The sequence below is a fragment of the Pelatocladus sp. genome, assembly GCF_059505505.1.
Genome location: NZ_JCACKS010000222.1, coordinates 26766 through 44092, shown reverse-complemented (window position 1 = coordinate 44092; position 17327 = coordinate 26766). Strand labels below are relative to the sequence as shown.

Annotated in this window: 13 protein-coding genes; 8 read left to right on the top strand and 5 right to left on the bottom strand. The window is 40.2% G+C overall.

Features of this window, described 5'->3' with window-relative positions:
* Window positions 1-237 precede the first annotated feature (237 nt).
* Window positions 238-963 (top strand): DUF4079 domain-containing protein, encoded by a 726-nt coding sequence (locus AC5JMK_RS20675; RefSeq protein WP_096679224.1) that lies wholly within the window; start codon window positions 238-240, stop codon window positions 961-963.
* A 238-nt stretch (window positions 964-1201) separates the two neighbouring features.
* On the opposite strand, the gene AC5JMK_RS20670 is transcribed toward AC5JMK_RS20675, so the two are convergent.
* Entirely contained in the window at window positions 1202-2608 is a 1407-nt protein-coding gene (locus tag AC5JMK_RS20670) for an AAA-like domain-containing protein (protein WP_495910925.1), read from the bottom strand.
* A gap of 972 nt (window positions 2609-3580) precedes the next feature.
* Between AC5JMK_RS20670 and AC5JMK_RS20665 the strand changes: the two genes are divergently transcribed.
* Together AC5JMK_RS20665 and AC5JMK_RS20660 are read left to right on the top strand one after the other, a co-directional pair.
* The gene (locus AC5JMK_RS20665; RefSeq protein WP_495910924.1) at window positions 3581-5041 is read left to right on the top strand and encodes a glycoside hydrolase family 13 protein; all 1461 of its coding nucleotides are present in this window, start codon (window positions 3581-3583) and stop codon (window positions 5039-5041) included.
* Window positions 5042-5736: 695 nt separating this feature from the next.
* Window positions 5737-6099, top strand: coding sequence for a phage holin family protein (locus AC5JMK_RS20660; RefSeq protein ID WP_096677745.1), 363 nt, complete (start codon window positions 5737-5739; stop codon window positions 6097-6099).
* On the opposite strand, the gene AC5JMK_RS20655 is transcribed toward AC5JMK_RS20660, so the two are convergent.
* The 3 genes from AC5JMK_RS20655 to AC5JMK_RS20645 all read right to left on the bottom strand — a co-directional run bounded on the left by AC5JMK_RS20655 (window position 6100) and on the right by AC5JMK_RS20645 (window position 9011).
* Entirely contained in the window at window positions 6100-6360 is a 261-nt protein-coding gene (locus AC5JMK_RS20655; protein WP_096677744.1) for a MoaD/ThiS family protein, read from the bottom strand.
* A gap of 268 nt (window positions 6361-6628) precedes the next feature.
* Window positions 6629-8200: an alkaline phosphatase D family protein gene (locus AC5JMK_RS20650; protein WP_096677743.1), complete on the bottom strand. Its 1572-nt coding sequence runs from the start codon at window positions 8198-8200 to the stop codon at window positions 6629-6631.
* A gap of 187 nt (window positions 8201-8387) precedes the next feature.
* Window positions 8388-9011, bottom strand: a complete 624-nt coding sequence (locus AC5JMK_RS20645) for a TetR/AcrR family transcriptional regulator (protein WP_096677742.1) — start codon at window positions 9009-9011, stop codon at window positions 8388-8390.
* Between the two features lie 541 nt (window positions 9012-9552).
* Here AC5JMK_RS20645 and AC5JMK_RS20640 point away from each other — a divergent pair.
* From AC5JMK_RS20640 to AC5JMK_RS20625, 4 genes are all read left to right on the top strand, one after another.
* Window positions 9553-10887, top strand: a complete 1335-nt coding sequence (locus AC5JMK_RS20640) for an ABC exporter membrane fusion protein (protein WP_495910923.1) — start codon at window positions 9553-9555, stop codon at window positions 10885-10887.
* A 96-nt stretch (window positions 10888-10983) separates the two neighbouring features.
* Window positions 10984-12165, top strand: a complete 1182-nt coding sequence (devC, locus tag AC5JMK_RS20635) for an ABC transporter permease DevC (RefSeq protein WP_495910922.1) — start codon at window positions 10984-10986, stop codon at window positions 12163-12165.
* 206 nt (window positions 12166-12371) lie between these two features.
* Window positions 12372-13055: a DevA family ABC transporter ATP-binding protein gene (locus AC5JMK_RS20630; RefSeq protein ID WP_096677739.1), complete on the top strand. Its 684-nt coding sequence runs from the start codon at window positions 12372-12374 to the stop codon at window positions 13053-13055.
* A 48-nt stretch (window positions 13056-13103) separates the two neighbouring features.
* Window positions 13104-13472, top strand: coding sequence for a DUF1622 domain-containing protein (locus tag AC5JMK_RS20625; RefSeq protein WP_096677738.1), 369 nt, complete (start codon window positions 13104-13106; stop codon window positions 13470-13472).
* A 24-nt stretch (window positions 13473-13496) separates the two neighbouring features.
* Here AC5JMK_RS20625 and AC5JMK_RS20620 read toward each other — a convergent pair whose 3' ends face one another.
* The gene (locus tag AC5JMK_RS20620; RefSeq protein ID WP_495910921.1) at window positions 13497-14225 is read right to left on the bottom strand and encodes a vanadium-dependent haloperoxidase; all 729 of its coding nucleotides are present in this window, start codon (window positions 14223-14225) and stop codon (window positions 13497-13499) included.
* A 265-nt stretch (window positions 14226-14490) separates the two neighbouring features.
* Here AC5JMK_RS20620 and AC5JMK_RS20615 point away from each other — a divergent pair, with 265 nt between their 5' ends.
* A complete protein-coding gene (locus AC5JMK_RS20615) occupies window positions 14491-17214 on the top strand; it encodes an MGH1-like glycoside hydrolase domain-containing protein (protein ID WP_096677736.1) in 2724 nt (907 codons plus the stop codon).
* Window positions 17215-17327: the final 113 nt, after the last annotated feature.

Genomic DNA, 17327 nt, shown 5'->3' with positions numbered 1-17327 from the left:
CACCCTAAGAGCTAGTCACATAAAGGCTTTGATAGTTGTCGGAGATGTCTATTGTGCAACCTATGACGTGATAGTTGCAGTTAAGAAAGGTAAAATAACTGCGTTTGCACCTAACGAAGTTAAATAATTTCAGGTGGTGGAGAAGTGGTGAACAACCAATTAACAACCACTAACCACCAACAAATCTATTCCCAATCCCCAAATCCCCAATCCCTATTTTCACAACAGAGGTTTGCTATGGAATTCAGAGATGCGATTTTGCTGTTGCATCCAGCGATCGCTGTAATTGTGGTTTTCCCTTTAATTGGTATCGTCCTCAATCGCGCTTTACAAACTCGTCAGCGCCGACTTGAAACTAAAGCAACGGGTAAGAGTAAAATTCCCCCAGTTGCAGGACAGGAACATGTTCAGTTAGGTCGCTGGCTAACGGGAGCAGTAGTGGGTATTGTTATACTAGCTCTAGCTAATGATATATTTGGTAATATTTTAGACAATCAGATTTGGACGAAAGCACGCTTCCAAGTTATCTTTATCGTACTATTATTTGCTGCTACTATTGGTTCGATAGTTCTACTCTATAAAGCAAAGGAACGAAACTGGCGTGCAATATTTGCTACATTAACGGGAATCGGTTTAGTGGTGCTAGGTTCTCAGGATGGTATCTATCGTAAAACTGACCAGTGGTACATCTCCCACTATTACTATGGGATAACTGCTGCTTTCTTGATGATTTTTTCTTTAGCAATTTTGCCAGAAATCTATAAGGATAAAAGCAATTTTTGGCGTAAGGTTCATATTATTTTAAATTGTATTGCCCTCCTAATATTTATGGGGCAAGGAATCACAGGAACTCAGTCTTTGTTAGAAGTTCCCCTCACTTGGCAAGAACATTATATTCAGCAGCTTTACGAGCATAAGTGTGATACAAGAGATTGCACAATCCAAGCTCCGAATTTGCCTTAAAACCCACATTCCGCAGGTCGAAATAAGTAGATCGGCACAAATAAAGCTAACTAATTGGGATCGTTACCTTGCAGACTTCCACCAACCTGGTATTTCATAAGATGTTGTGTGTATTAAGACGTGTAGAGACGTTGCAATGCAACATCTCTACGATATTTTTCGCTGGATAACTAATCCTAATTATCCGTAGAAATAAACAGAATCTGAGTTATCATTGACCAAGAATAAGAAAAATTGATCAACTAATTGCAGAGAGTTGCTTTTCAAAGTAGGCGCGGTAAAGTTCGCAACTTGGTTTGATGCGATCGCCTTCGTAGGAAATCATTCCTAAGCTATCAAGCTTATAAATCTCAATAGGATCAACATAAGTACTTTGCCTAAGCGCCAAAATATTAGTATATGTCTCCATCAGACTAGGTTGCTCTCGTAGGGTTGCCCAATGTTGCCATAAATGATGGCGGTATATACCACCGTTGGCGATCGCTTCCTGTATAAGCTGTTCCAGAGTAATTTTTTGAGAGCAAAGATTATACAGAGAAATCCGAACTAAGGCTGGATGTCCTCCTATCAGTGACATCAATCGGGTCACTTCCTCACCATAACTCCAGTCTAGCCCGTGTCTTATCGCTAACTCTTTTACCTGTTCAGCAGTAAATTCTGGCAAACGTAAGGGTAATCCAATATTAAATGGAGAACTGTTGATATCCAAAGAGACACATACTTCTGTAGAGTAGACTACTACTATTCTCAGTTTTTGCCAGATGGGATCTCTTCGTCCTTCCTCTTGCCATGAACGCAACAAAGTGAAAAACTCTTGGGCTAGTTCTGCATGTTCAAAAAAGCGATCTGCTTGCTCTAATACCAGAACCACAGGACGTTTGATTTGTTTTAGCAAATAGTTCTTAAAGTAGAAACTACAACTTAGTTTTCTACCCATTTCTTCGTCCCAGTAAGTATCTATATTTGGATTAATACCTAATTCTTTTGCTACACGCCAGCAAAAAAAACGGAAAAAGTGGTTTAAGTCAATCATGCACAGCGAATCGATTTGATGGCAATCTAATTTGACTGTGTGATATCGCTGCTTTTGTGCGAAAGCAAGCAACCGCAGCACCAGAGAGCTTTTACCCATATTTTTGGGAGAGCGAATCCTGATTACACACCCTGGTTGGGTAATTTCCTGATAAGCTAGTTTCTCAAGTGGTGGACGTTCAATGTATAGGGGAGAATCTAGGGGAACTGGACCATCTGGATATGACCAACTATATTCAGAATGTCCATATAGTTCTTTAATCGATGGCAATTCAAACGCATATATGCCTTTTTTGTCTAAATTTGTTAGTAGTCCTGGAAAAGTTTCAGTGTAATTCGGTTCACTGAAGATGGTGTAATCTTCCCGACGTAACTCCAAATAAAAGGCGTTGAAGCAAAGTTTGAGGGTTTTGCGATCTACACTCGCATTCGACGACCACAACCGAGTCAACGTTTTAGTAGAAATTTTAATGCGATCGCTTAACTGATCTAAACTGAAGCGATTACCATTATTCTCTGCTTTTTCCACTCTTAAAATCGCTGCTTGCAGCCGCTTCATTCCTGCGGAGGTTAGCATAACTCCCCGTCTGCGTGTAGCTTTAGATCTTTCCATGCGCTAACTAGACAATCCTATACTTGCTAATTTTTGATAGTAAAAAATCTCTAGCCTTGGTTTTTGAAGCCTTTTGTCAACAAGGGAATTTCAATAACAAACACAAAATTATCTTACACTCGCAGTTATACCAGCACAGTCTACGTGGAGGAGTACTTATATAAAATCGCACAGGTTAAAGTGATATATATGACCGTGGTCAAAAAAGCGCCAAGTTGTTTTACAATGCCACGAATAGAAGTAGTTGCTGAATGTGCTGTGTGATCTCGCAATAGATGATTTTGTTCAAAATTTAAGATTTGCATTATTTTTATTCTTGGGAAAAAAACTGGTTTATACCAGTTTATTGTAACTCTATTAGCCATCTATTAACAGTTTAAATTTAATCTTTTTAAGTCTAAATGAGTTTAATCAAAAAAATTTTAGAAAATAAAAGTATAAATTTTTACGTAAATAAATATTTTTTTTAACTCCTTGAGAGCAATTTACCCTTAGTCTTCCTTATATATACGATTTGATTAGTATATACTTAGTTAAGCATCTATAGGTAACTTTGGCTAATTTATTGATATAAATATTACTTGCACAATGATTTTTATTTATTTGTACAATAACCGTCTGTTAAATATCTTAACTATTTCCTTAGATTTCCCTGATCAAATCAATAGTATTTATGTATCTCAGATCTCCGACTTTTACAAAAAGTCGGAGATCTATGTTCTGCAAATAACAACGCTTATAAATACAGAAGTGCGATCATTCTTCGTGCGAAAGTTTCTGAGTATATGTGTCAAATTATCGTGTTATTACTACAGCTTGTTGTGATCTAACGACAACTTGTTGAGTAGACAAAATATGTAGACGACTTAGACATCTCATATCCTGTTTAAAATTTTTCTACCACAGGTGTGAGACACAATTAACCCAGTATCTGCAACGATCGCGATGGGAACGAAACAAAGAGGGCAACACATGGATATTTGCACACCAGACTGGGTTAAACATGCTGTTTTCTATCAAATTTTTCCTGATCGCTTTGCCAGAAGCAAGCAACCACGCAAGCGCTTGTTACGTAATGCGAGTTGGGAAGATTGGGATGCTATACCTACACTCCAAGGTTATAAAGGAGGAGATTTGTGGGGTGTATTAGAACAGTTAGATTACATCCAAGATTTGGGAATTAATGCTATTTACTTTACACCGATTTTCCAATCTGCAAGTAATCACCGTTATCATACCCACGATTATTATCAAGTTGATCCGATGTTGGGCGGTAATCCGGCTTTTAAAGAATTGCTAGATGCAGCCCATGCTCGCAATATCAAAATAGTTTTAGATGGAGTGTTTAATCATTCCAGTCGTGGTTTTTTCTTTTTTCACGATATTTTGGAAAATGGCCCCTATTCTCCTTGGGTGGATTGGTTTAAAATTGAGGGCTGGCCTCTTTCTCCCTACAACGGCGAATTTAGTGCTAACTATGTAAGTTGGGCTGACAATCGGGCGCTACCAGTATTTAACCACAACAACCCAGAAGTACGTGAGTACATCATGGAAATTGCCGAATATTGGATTAAATTTGGCATTGATGGTTGGCGGTTAGATGTACCGTTTGAAATTAAAACTCCTGGTTTTTGGCAAGAGTTTCGCGATCGCGTCAAAGCAATTAATCCAGAAGCTTACATTGTGGGCGAAGTTTGGGGAGATTCTCGCGAATGGTTGGATGGTACACAGTTCGACGGCGTGATGAATTATTTATTTGCTGCACCAACAATTGCATTTACCGCAGGCGATCGCGTCGATATCGAACAAGTACAAGATCGTTCCTATCATCCGTATCCACCGTTATTTGCAGCTGAATACGCTACCAAAATCCAGAAACTGCTGCAACTTTACCCTTGGGAAATTCAACTCACTCAATTAAACTTGCTAGCAAGTCACGATACTGCTAGGTTGATTTCTATTGCTGGAGGAGATATTCCCAGCGTCAAATTAGCGACTCTACTATTACTGACTTTTCCTGGTGCTAGTAGTATCTATTATGGTGATGAAGTGGGTTTACCAGGTCGTCTTGATCCCGATTCTCGGCGTGGTTTTCCTCTTGAAGCAGATTGGAATCGAGAAATTCTCGACACGCACCGCCAATTAATTACCCTCCGCCATGCTTATCCCTGCTTGCGTATAGGAAATTACCAAGTTTTACATGCTTTTGGTCAAATTTACGTATTTGCCCGTAGTTTAAATCAGAAGGAAATCATAGTAGCAATCAATTCTGGTACTGCATCGGCAAATGCGAATATAGATATTAACTTGCATAGCCAACCCAACAAACTTTTATATGGTAATGCTGAGATTGAGTGGCACAATCAGGGAGAAACGAAACAATTAATCTTAAATGTTCCTCCTCGCAGTGGTTGTATTTTGGGTATGGGTTAGCTGAAACGAGCATCCCAATTTTTCAAACTTACCTAGCAACTAGTACTGTGTCAAGTTTAAGTTTGTAGTAAGGACTTAAGTCCTTATTTTTTAAGCACGCGCATTCTTACTACAAATCCTTAATTTAAATTGCTATTGCAGCCAAAGAAATTTATTCTCTGGCGGGATATGGGGTAGGTACAAGATATGAGCGCTCAAGGGCGCTTTTTCCGCTCCCGCAACGAACGAAACTAGCACATTTCTCGATGGAAGGCTAAAAGCTTTGCTATATAAGGGTTATAAAATGTGCTAGTTAAGAGCAATAGCGATCGCTGCGGAATTGAAAATTAAGAGGCCAGATCATTGATTTATTGAATAAATCGATGATCTTGGTGTTCACGAATAATTTATAAATCCTAGAGAGAAAACAAAAACTCTGAATACAAAAAATAAATTAATTTACTTAACTAGCTTATTTGCCCTTGAAACAATACTATAAAGGTGAAAAAATAATTTCTGTGCTAATGGCGATCGCTCATAATCAATCATTCCTTGATGGTACAAGTCCCTCTCCCATTCCCCCAAATTGTGGGAATGGGGGCTAGGGGGTCAATCCAAAATCCAAAATCCTGTTAGAGGATGACTTTTATCCTTTTGCTTAACTAACGCTACGAAGTCTACAGTTGATAATCCCAATTTTATACTGAGGTGTATCAATGGCTGGTTTTATCATTTCTGTTGTAGTAATTGCAATTAGTTTGTTAATTATCTCAAAGCTACCTACAGGTGTTGAGATAGACAGTCCCTGGATTGCTCTGATTTCAGGAGCAATTATCGGTGCTTTTAATGGCTTCTGGAGTCTTTTCCCTACTTGGTTTAGAACCACTAGCGCCGTTATCAGTTTAGGGTTAATTCCTTTGATCGGCAGCATTATTGTATTTGGTTTAGCAGCTTGGCTAGTAGAAGGATTTCGACTGCGTTGGGGAATTGCTAGCGCCATTATAGGAGCGATCGCTCTGAGCATTATCAACTCCATCCTGTTCTTTATTTTGCGCCAAGTTGGTGTGGTGGCAGTGTAGTTAACCACCACTCACTGGAGGAATTAATACCACCTCATCACCCTCTTGCAAGATAGTATCGGGTTCAACAAATATCAAGTTAACTCCAAATCTGGTGACATCTCGCCACTGACTCAGTTCTGGATGTTCGGTAATTAGGCGATCGCATACTGCAACAACTGGTGTATTTTTCGGAAACTCCAGTACTAGTTCTGGTACTCCATAAGCTTCTTGGTAAGCAGCGAATAACTTGACTGTAATTTTAATTGCAGGTTCAGACATAAAAGCCTAATCAAAGCAGCCTTTTCAACATATCTTCACATTATCGCTAATTTTGAAGAAAGTAGTCCGCACAAATAAAGCTAACTAGTTGAGGTCGTCATTTGTCATTTGTCATTGGTCATTGATCATTGGTAAGGCTTTTAGGCTTGTTTACTTTTCGTAACACAATAATGATTTTGAGGAACCCAAATGTTATATTGATGAACCCATTTGTGATTTTCGTGTCAGCGTTTGTTGATTCTGTTAAAGCTTTTGTTCCCAATGACAGTTAAATTTTTTGTGCGCCTGGTTTACCGTTTTCAACTACAAACGAAGCTAAGGTACTGACAGAGGCATTTTCATCAGTAATTGTTGATACAACGCGGTAATCACTTTGCCAGCGATCGCGTGTGAGGTTGCAACGCACATAGCCTCGATAAGCACCATCAAAAAATTTAGTGTGGGGATTGTCACCTAAAGCAGCTTTGATCGGAGGGATGAAATCGGTGGAAAAATCTGATGTGATTGAGGTTCCCACGAACTCAGTCCCGACTGTGGCTGAATCGGGATTTTTGAAGTCCATTTTGAGGTCATATACCCAACTAGAATGAATATCTCCAGTAATCACCACTGGGTTAGAAGGTTGACGTTGAGCCAAAAAATTTAAAATGCGATTCCGTGCAGCTACGTAACCATCCCACTGATCCATGTTGAATACTCCTGAATCTGGACGGGGATCAAAATCGTATTCAGCAAAGATAACTTGTTGAGCAATCACATTCCAGCGTGCTGAGGATTGATCTAAACCTTTTAGCAGCCATTGCTCTTGTTCTTTGCCTGTCATTGTAGCTTCTCGATCAAAAGCTTGAGCGCAACGGGGCTTGAGTCCGTCATTACAAGGTTGAACAGTGCGATACTGACGGGTATCTAAGACATTAAATTCAGCTAGATCACCAAAGGTAAACCGCCGATAAAGCTGCATGTCGGGTCCATTAGGTAGGGAAAAGCGGCGTAACGGCATATGTTCGTAGTAAGCTTGATAGGCATAAGCCCGCCGAGTTATAAATGCTTCCTGACTTTGATTTTCTTCTGGTATCAAACCAGCATAGTTATTTTCCACTTCATGATCGTCCCACGTAACAATCCAAGGAAACCTAGCATGAACTGCTTGCAGATTTCGGTCGGTTTTGTACTGGGCGTGACGGTTGCGGTAGTCTTCTAAAGTGACAATTTCAGAACCAATATGCTGGCGTGGTTTATCAGGTTCTGCTCCATACTCATAAATATAGTCACCCAAATGCACCACTAGATCGAGTTCTTCATCCGCCATGTGCTTGTAAGCTGTGTAATAGCCATTTTGCCAATCTTGGCAAGAGGCAAAAGCAAACTTAAGTTGTGAGATAGAAGTATTCAATGCTGGCGCTGTGCGTGTTCGTCCAATCGGGCTAACTTCATTACCCACTCTAAATTGATACCAATACCAACGCTCAGGCTCTAATCCACGTACATCAACGTGTACCGAGTGTGCTAATTCAGGAGTTGCCAAGGTTTGCCCATTTCGTACAATCTTGGTCATGTTTTCATCAAGGGCAACCGACCACCGCACTACAATGTTTTCTGGTCGCATTCCACCGCCATTGAGTGGATCGATCGCTAGACGTGTCCATAACACTACACTATTTGGTAATGGATCACCAGAGGCAACACCAAGACTGAATGGATAGCTAGAAAATTTAAGTTGTGCTATCACCGGACGCCATTGGCTAGCGACCGCCAATCCAGTTAAGAATCCTGCACCTAACAGAAAATCCCGTCGTTTGCACCGGATTGGTAACAAGCGATCGCCATCCATCAGTTTCATATTGCTCCCCATTAGTAGTATGAATCAATTCGTTTCTAGGTAATTCAACCATGCAAAACGAACATACCAATCTATAACCAAATGGGGTTTAAGGTAATGTTAAAGTTGCTATAGATATTAATTAGACATCTGCGAAAACCATTAAACCTTCTTTGTGAGTAGCTTATAATGATAGTAAAAGCAGAACTCAAGTGGATTGACCGGATTTCTGAATCAACTCAATGATGGTATCAATGATGCGATCGCCTTTCATAGGTATAATGTTTTCTCCATGCAGTACTTCCTGCGTAATATGAAAGTGTACTAAAGATCCAACTAAAATTCTAGCTATTGCCTCTGGATCTCGTATTTTCAGTTCTGGATAAGACATTAAATATTGAGTGAGAGTTTCTAGAGATGGTTTGATCATAGAACTAACACAAACTTGAGCTAATTCTGGAAAACGGCCAGATTCTCCAATTAACACACGCATAAATGCACAATGTTCTTGGTCAGTACTCATCTGCTCTAAAGCTCTAGTTCCTATCTGGTGCAAAACTTGCAATGGCTCCCCTTCCAAAGGTTCGCTACCAAAAATCGACTGATATTTTTTGTGAGCTAGCCGCTCAGTCATTGCTTTAAACAATGTTTCTTTATCTGCAAAATGGCTGTAAACAGTAGCTTTAGAAACACCTGCTGCTGATGCAACTCTATCCATGCTTGTACCAGCGAAGCCATGCATCAGAAACTCTTGCATTGCTCCTTGAAGAATTTGTTCTACTTTCTCAACTGAAGTCTCACGCTCCATTTCATTTACTTTTGCACGTACCATTTTTTTGCTGATTCCTGCTATGTACCAATTTGGGAATGTGGGCTTTGAAATTTCCCCGTTGTGGCTCCTGGTTTGAAAATAGGGATCGGGGATTGGGGAACAGATTTTCAGGCTCTCGTTGTGTGATTTATCACACGACCATATGGGTTGAAATAGCAATGATTAAAGGGACAAATATCAAGTTATTAACCTTTATGCCTTTACCTTTCTCCCTTCTATCTTTACACCCTCAACAGCTCATACCCTATTTTTTCCATACATATTGTCTATAAATCTATAAATAGTGACATTCAAAAAGAGAAACACGGACATAACAATAGATTTCTGGATAAGTCAGGATTATCAGCAATGAAAATTTTCTTTCCCCTTTAACCCTTAATCTTTTCCCTAATCTAGGCTATGCCGTGTTTGTTAAGAAACTGCAAGGAATTTGACTAAACTATACAGTTTAGTTTTTTCTATTATAGTACTTGCAAAACTAAACTGTTCGGTTTAGTTTAGTAATATCATAAAACTAAACAGTTTAGTTTTGAGGATATCAATGCTACAAAACTTCAAAGAGGGTTCTTTCCTCCCACCATCAATTTTTCGTCCTTCAATTGCGATCGCAGCAATTGCAACATTAGCTGTAGGTAGCATCAGTTTTTATGCAATCCAGCAATCCCGGAGTGCTGAACAACAGAAAGCCCAACAACAGCTAGCGCAAATACCAGAAGTAAAAACAGTTACAGCCTTGGGTAGGCTAGAGCCAAAAGGAGAAGTAATTAAACTATCTGCGCCTGCTTCCACAGAAGGAAGTCGGGTAGAGCAATTGTTGGTGAAAGAGGGAGATACAGTCAAAACAGGGCAAGTAGTCGCAATTTTAGACAGTCGCGATCGCCTAGCAGCCGCCTTAGAAGAAGCCAAAGAAGCAGTGCAAGTAGCCGAAGCTAATCTACTGCAAGTCAAAGCAGGCGCAAAGCAAGGTGAAATAGCAGCACAGTCAGCAGAGATTGATCGCCTGCAAGTAGAAAGAGAAACACAAATCACAGCTCAACAAGCTACCATTGCTCGTCTAGAGGCAGAAAAAAACACACAAACAGAAGCACAAAAAGCAACAATCGCGCAGTTGCAAGCACAACTAGATAATGCTCAAGCCGAATACCAACGTTATCAAAGTCTGTATCAAGAAGGGGCAATTTCGGCATCTTCCCAAGATAGCAAGCGTTTAACTTTGCAAACAGCCCAACAGCAAATAGCAGAAGCAAAAGCAAATCTCAAGCGTATTGAAGAATCTTTACAAGAACAAATAGCAGAAGCAAAAGCGAACCTCGCACGCATCCAAGCATCTGGACAAAAACAAATCGAATCAGGTAAAGCAACCCTCAATCGGATCGCCGAAGTGCGTCCTACAGATATCGCAGCAGCCCAAGCTGAAGTTAATAAAGCCGTAGCATCAGTCAAAAGAGCAGAAGCCAACTTAAAACAAGCTTATGTGCGATCGCCCCAAGATGGTCAAGTTTTCAAAATATACACCCGTCCTGGTGAATTAGTATCTGATGACGGGATCGCCGAAATTGGGCAAACTGGCCAAATGTATGCAGTAGTAGAAGTTTACCAAAGTGATATTAGTAAAGTGCATCCTGGGCAAAAAGTCCGCTTAGACAGTGATTCTATTTCTGGTGAATTATACGCAACTGTAGAAAGAATTGGTTGGCAAATCCAGCGACAAAACGTCATCAACAGCGATCCCTCCAGCAACATCGACGCCAGAGTCGTAGAAGTTCACGTGCAGTTAGACAAAGCCTCTAGCCAAAAAGCAGCTAAATTCAGCAACTTGCAAGTGAAGGCGGTGATTGGGGATCAGGGATCGGGGAAAGGGGATTGGGGAAGGTAGGGGGCCCCGAGTTCCCCAGAGGGGACCCCTACCTTCCCCAATCCCCAATTTCCAATTCCAATTCCAATTCCAATTCCCCAATCCTTAAAAACCATTATGATTGGATTTATTCAACAATTACAGCGACGTACACCTTTGGGATGGCTACAACTCAACCGCCATAAAAGCCGTTTTTTAGTCGCATTATCTGGTATTGCCTTTGCTGATTTGTTGATGTTCATGCAAACAGGCTTCCAAACTGCCTTATATAGTAGTAATACCAGAATGCATAACAGCTTAGAGGCAGACATTGTTTTAATTAATCCCCAAGCGCGTAATATTGCCAACTTATCCACATTTACCCGGCGGCGATTATTCCAAACAATGGACGTACCAGGGGTAAAGTCAGCAGAACCAATGTACATCAACACCATCTCTTGGAAAAATCCCCAAACTCGTAAAGAGACAATGGTTTTGGTGATTGGCTTTAATCCAGATGTACCAGCATTTAATTTACCAGAAGTCAATAGCCAACTGGATAAAATTAAACTACCCGATACCGTGTTATTTGATCGAGGTGCAAGGGGAGATTATCAAGAAGTAATCGCTCAAATTGATCAAGGTAAAACAGTCACTACTGAAATCGAACGCCGCACAATTACCGTAAGCGGTTTATTTAAAGTCGGGGCTTCTTTTATCGCTGATGGCAGTTTAATTACTAGTGATCAGAACTTTTTGCGGATGTTTCCCAGACGAGAAGCCGGGAGTGTCAACTTAGGATTAATTCAAGTTCAACCAGGCTACGATCCGCAACAAGTAGCAATAGCTTTACAAAAATATCTGGGAAATGAACAAGATGTCAAAGTTTTAACTAAAGAAGAATTTGTCAAATTTGAGGAATATTATTGGCAAACCAATACTGCAATCGGGTTTATCTTCAGCTTGGGTGTGTCAATGGGATTTATAGTCGGTGTAATTATTGTCTATCAAGTCCTTTCCACCGATGTCAATGCCCATATGAAAGAATACGCCACTTTCAGAGCTATGGGTTATCAAAGCCGCTACTTACTGAGCGTGGTATTTGAAGAAGCCATTATTATGGCACTATTAGGCTTTATACCTGGATTTGCTATATCTACAGGACTCTACGCTCTGACGCGGAGTGCGACAAATTTGCCACTATACATGACCTTAGCACGAGCATTTCAAGTACTAATTATGACAATATTTATGTGTATGATTTCGGGCGCGATCGCCACTCGCAAAGTCTTAGCTGCTGATCCCGCAGATATGTTTTAAATAGTCATTTGTCGTTTGTTATTAAGTAAGTTGGCGGGAATAAACCTAACCATGTTACGAAAAGTAAACAAGCCTAAAACCCTTACTAATGACCAATGACATAGACGCGCCTTCTTCGGCTTCAAGGCAGAGTATAACAAATGACGACCTCAACGAGTTAGCTTTATTTGTGCCGATTTACTTAATTTAGTAACCACTAACTAAATATGGTTATTTCTGTTAAAAATCTCAATCACTATTTCGGTAAAGGACAACTTCGCAAACAAGCGTTATTTGATATCAATCTAGAAATTAACGCTGGCGAAATTATTCTCATGACAGGCCCTTCTGGTTCAGGGAAAACAACTTTACTAACCTTGGTTGGTGGATTGCGTTCTGCTCAAGAAGGAAGTTTGCAGGTTTTGGGAAGAGAACTGTGCGGTGCAAATGACAAACAACTGACACTAGCACGACGTAGTAATGGTTATATTTTCCAAGCGCATAACCTGCACGGTAGTTTAACAGCTGTGCAGAACGTCAAGATGGGGTTAGAACTGCACCATGAACTTTCTCTAAAACAAATGTATACCCGCGCTACCGAAATGTTGGAGATGGTAGGGTTGGAAGAACGTCTAAATTATTACCCAGATGATTTATCGGGAGGACAAAAACAACGGGTGGCGATCGCTCGTGCTTTGGTAAGTCATCCAAAAATTGTCCTTGCGGATGAACCGACGGCGGCGTTAGATAGTAAATCTGGTCGAGATGTAGTTAATTTGATGCAGAAGCTAGCAAAAGAGCAGGGTTGTACTATTCTTTTAGTAACTCACGACAACCGGATTTTAGACATAGCCGATCGCATTGTTTATATGGAAGATGGTAGGCTAGCAAATACCCCTGTGGCTGCGTAATTTATGGAGTTAAAGGGGAACAGAGTATCAGTGAGTGAATAAAGCATTATGGAAGCTATAATCACTAATTTAATTACCTGGCTAGCAACAGGAATTGATTTTGTAACTGGTATTATCATTGGTTTTGCTGCTTTGGAAGCCACAGTTAAAACCATAATGCTCTATTTTCCCTACCGCAAAAACATGGATGATAGCAAAGAGCGAATTCGACTATCACTTGGTAAATCCCTAACTCTATCGCTGGAATTTGCATTAGCAGCTGATATTTTGCGTAGTGCGATCGCCCCAACGTGGGATGAAATTGGTAAACTAGCTGCGATTATTGCTTTACGAACTATTCTTAATTATTTTTTGAGCAAAGAAATCGAGCAAGCAACAAAGAAAAAAACAGGGAACGCATTTGGCTTGGAAAAATGAAGCAAGCTTCTGTCGCATTTTGGCTTAGGAGTTTGGAGATACAGTTGACTTTTTCGGTCCCTTACCTCCACCAGCCTGATAAATATCTTCGGCAATATTAATACCGAGTGGTACTCCTCCAAAAGGATTTCCGTCTTTGTCTGTTCTTGTCAGATCAGGGGTACCATCCTCTTTGACTGCAAAAGCATCAAAAATCCAGTGAACACCCAGATAGAGGCGGCTTCGCCCGTTTTCGATAATCATTTGCCATAATCCTTTAGGGAAGTTGCGGCGATGTCTTGGTCTGACTGTGCCTTTGTTGTCTGTGCTAATCCCGTTGAATTCTTCAGAGATAAAATCAAGTCCATTGAATAAATTGTCGGGGTTTTTATCTCCAACCTTAACTTCTTTATAAAATAGTCGCGTCATATGCAACGCAGCAGCACCAAATGTGGCGTGTCCCGATGGATAGGCTGGAAAGTTCGGTGTAAAGTTCTTTTTTCTAGAGTTTGTGTTTGGCGCACCAAGTGGTAGCCATAGGGGATCACAATTGTCGGAGATGTTGTTGTCAGCTTCTGTTGGTTCCGGTCCCATAGATTGATCGTGTTCACGGATACCAACTACGGGTCTCCAGAAATCGTGAAAGTATTTTTGCTCCCATGCTAAGATGCCAGCATCAGCCATAGCTGCGTTTACTAAAGCAAACAAGCTAGCATTTTTGGCTGGTGTGTTTTTCTTGGCGATCGCCACCCGGCGAACAATTTGATTGTACAAACGCGGCGGTGTCCCTAATTCCGCAACTCCGTCATAACTAATCGCTCAATATAAGTGTGGAAAGCAGAGGTATTACGTTTAAGACGGGCGATGTGCAATACCAAAAGATGAGTTTTTCCTGAGTCTATGCTGCATTTTGCTTTAGCGCTTTTACTAGAAAATTTTCATCAAAAACTCAGCATTATTTAGGGTGAAAACGCGATACTTCAGATAGCAAATCAATTAACTTAAATTAGCGACTGAAAAGCAAAAGGTGGTGCGTGTTATGACAACTCCAACTCAGGAAGAAATCAGATTAGAAGCAGCCCGCAATCATCAAGCAAAATGGCGGAAGTGGGGGCCATATTTAAGCGATCGCCAATGGGGAACGGTGCGAGAAGACTACAGTCCCAACGGTACTGCTTGGGACTATTTCACCCATGAGCAAGCTCGTTCTCGTGTCTATCGCTGGGGTGAAGATGGGATAGCAGGAATTTCCGATGAGCATCAACGGCTTTGTTTTGCTCTCACTCTCTGGAATGGAGAAGACCCAATTCTCAAAGAAAGATTTTTTGGTCTAACAGGAAGTGAAGGAAATCATGGGGAAGATGTTAAAGAATATTACTTTTATCTTGACAATACGCCCACCCATTCCTATATGAAAATGCTTTATAAATATCCCCACAAAGCATTTCCTTACTCTCAGCTAGTTGCAGAAAATATAAATCGTAGTCGTCAAGAACCAGAATTTGAATTATTAGATACAGGCGTATTCGATGAAAATCGCTACTTTGATGTGTTCGTTGAATATGCTAAAAATTCAGTTGAAGATATTTTGATTCAAATTCAAGTTATTAACCGAGGGTCAGAAGTCAAGACACTGCATTTATTACCTACCCTTTGGTTTAGGAATACTTGGTCTTGGAATCAAGAAGAAACTAAACCTAAACTTCAAGAAACAAATTTAGGCAATTCCGTGAAGGTTATCGAAGCTTTTCATCAATCTTTAGGTAGAAGATGGATGTACTGTGAGGGAGAAACGGAGTTTTTATTCATAGAAAATGAGACAAATTCTGACAAATTGTTTGGAGTTCCCAGTACTCATGCTTATGTAAAAGATGGCATTAACGACTACATTGTCAATGGTCGAAAAGAGGCAGTTAATCCAGATAAAATCGGTACAAAAGCAGCAGCACACTATTTGTTAACTATAAATGCAGGTGAAACCAAAATTATTCGATTACGATTGAGCAATACAAATAATTTAACTGAACCTTTTAGTCAAGAATTTGATGAAATATTTACTAGACGCCACCAAGAAGCAGATGAATTTTATCAACGCCTTACTCCTTTTTCACTCAGCGAAGATATGCTTCGGGTACAGCGCCAAGCCTTTGCCGGAATGCTATGGACTAAACAGTTTTATTATTACGATGTGGAAAAATGGCTGAAGGGAGATTCTGCTATACTGACTCCACCAACAGAACGTAAATATGGCAGAAATAGTGAATGGTTTCACCTCAATAATGAAGATATTATTTCAATGCCTGATAAATGGGAATATCCCTGGTTTGCTGCATGGGATTTAGCATTTCATTGCATTCCTTTGGCGATGCTTGATCCGGATTTTGCTAAGAATCAATTGGATGTTTTAACACGGGAATGGTATATGCATCCTAATGGGCAGATCCCAGCTTATGAATGGAAATTTAGTGATGTCAATCCTCCTGTTCATGCTTGGGCAACTTGGCGTGTCTACAAGATTGAACAAAAAATTTATGGACGGGCAGATAGACAATTTTTAGAGCGGGTTTTTCAGAAATTATTGCTAAATTTTACCTGGTGGGTAAATCGCAAAGATGCTGAAGGAAATAACGTCTTTCAAGGGGGATTTCTCGGTTTAGATAATATTGGTGTATTTGATCGCAGTGCTTCTTTACCCACAGGGGGACATATTGATCAATCTGATGGTACAAGTTGGATGGGAATGTATTGCTTGAATATGCTAGCAATAGCTTTAGAACTAGCAACAAGCAACCCAGTTTATGAAGACATTGCTACCAAATTTTTTGAGCATTTCCTTTATATTGCTGATGCAATGAATCATATTGGCGAAGATGAAAATAGCTTGTGGAATGAAGAAGATGGATTTTATTATGATATATTACATTTGCCGGAGCGACAGATTACCTTGAAAGTCCGATCAATGGTAGGTCTAATTCCTCTGTTTGCAATTGAAACGATTGAGCCAGAGATATTAAATTTGCTTCCAGGCTTTAAGCAGAGATTAGAATGGTTTATTAAAAATCGTCCTGACTTACGTCAAAATGTAGCTTGTATGGAAACAAAAGGTATAGGTGCTAGGAGATTATTAGCGATTGTTTCTAGAGATAAATTGCGGCAAATTCTGCAAAAAATGTTGGATGAGAGTGAGTTTTTTGGAGACTATGGGATAAGAGCTGTTTCCCGATTTCATGCTGAACATCCCTACATTTTTGATGTCAACGGCTCACAATTTCGAGTGGATTACGAACCTGCTGAATCTAGTAATGGTTTGTTCGGTGGTAATTCTAACTGGCGCGGACCTGTTTGGTTTCCAGTGAATTTCCTTCTCATTGAATCTCTGCAAAAATTTCATTACTATTTGGGAGACGATTTCAAAGTTGAATGTCCTACAGGTTCCGGTCAAATGTTGACACTTTGGGAAGTTGCATCTGAACTATCGCAACGACTCATCCGAATTTTCTTAAGAAATTCCTCTGGTCAACGACCTGTTTATGGTGGAACTGAAAAGTTTCAAACTGACCCTCATTGGCGAGATTTGATTCTGTTTTATGAATATTTTCATGGTGATAATGGAGCCGGAATTGGGGCGAGCCATCAAACTGGATGGACTGGTTTAGTCGCCAAACTGATTCAGCAATTTGGTGAGTATAAAAGACAAAATCAAGAGATTCAAATAGAGAAGAAAACTGGAGCGATCGCTCTAGACCAGTTACGTCAGTTCTAATAATGCGCATGTACTAAGTTTTAGCGATCGCATGTGCCAGTTGCGTGAGTCCTGATACTATTAGGCTATGGTTGCGCGTTGGTGCAGACTAATACAACAGTAACAAAGAGCGA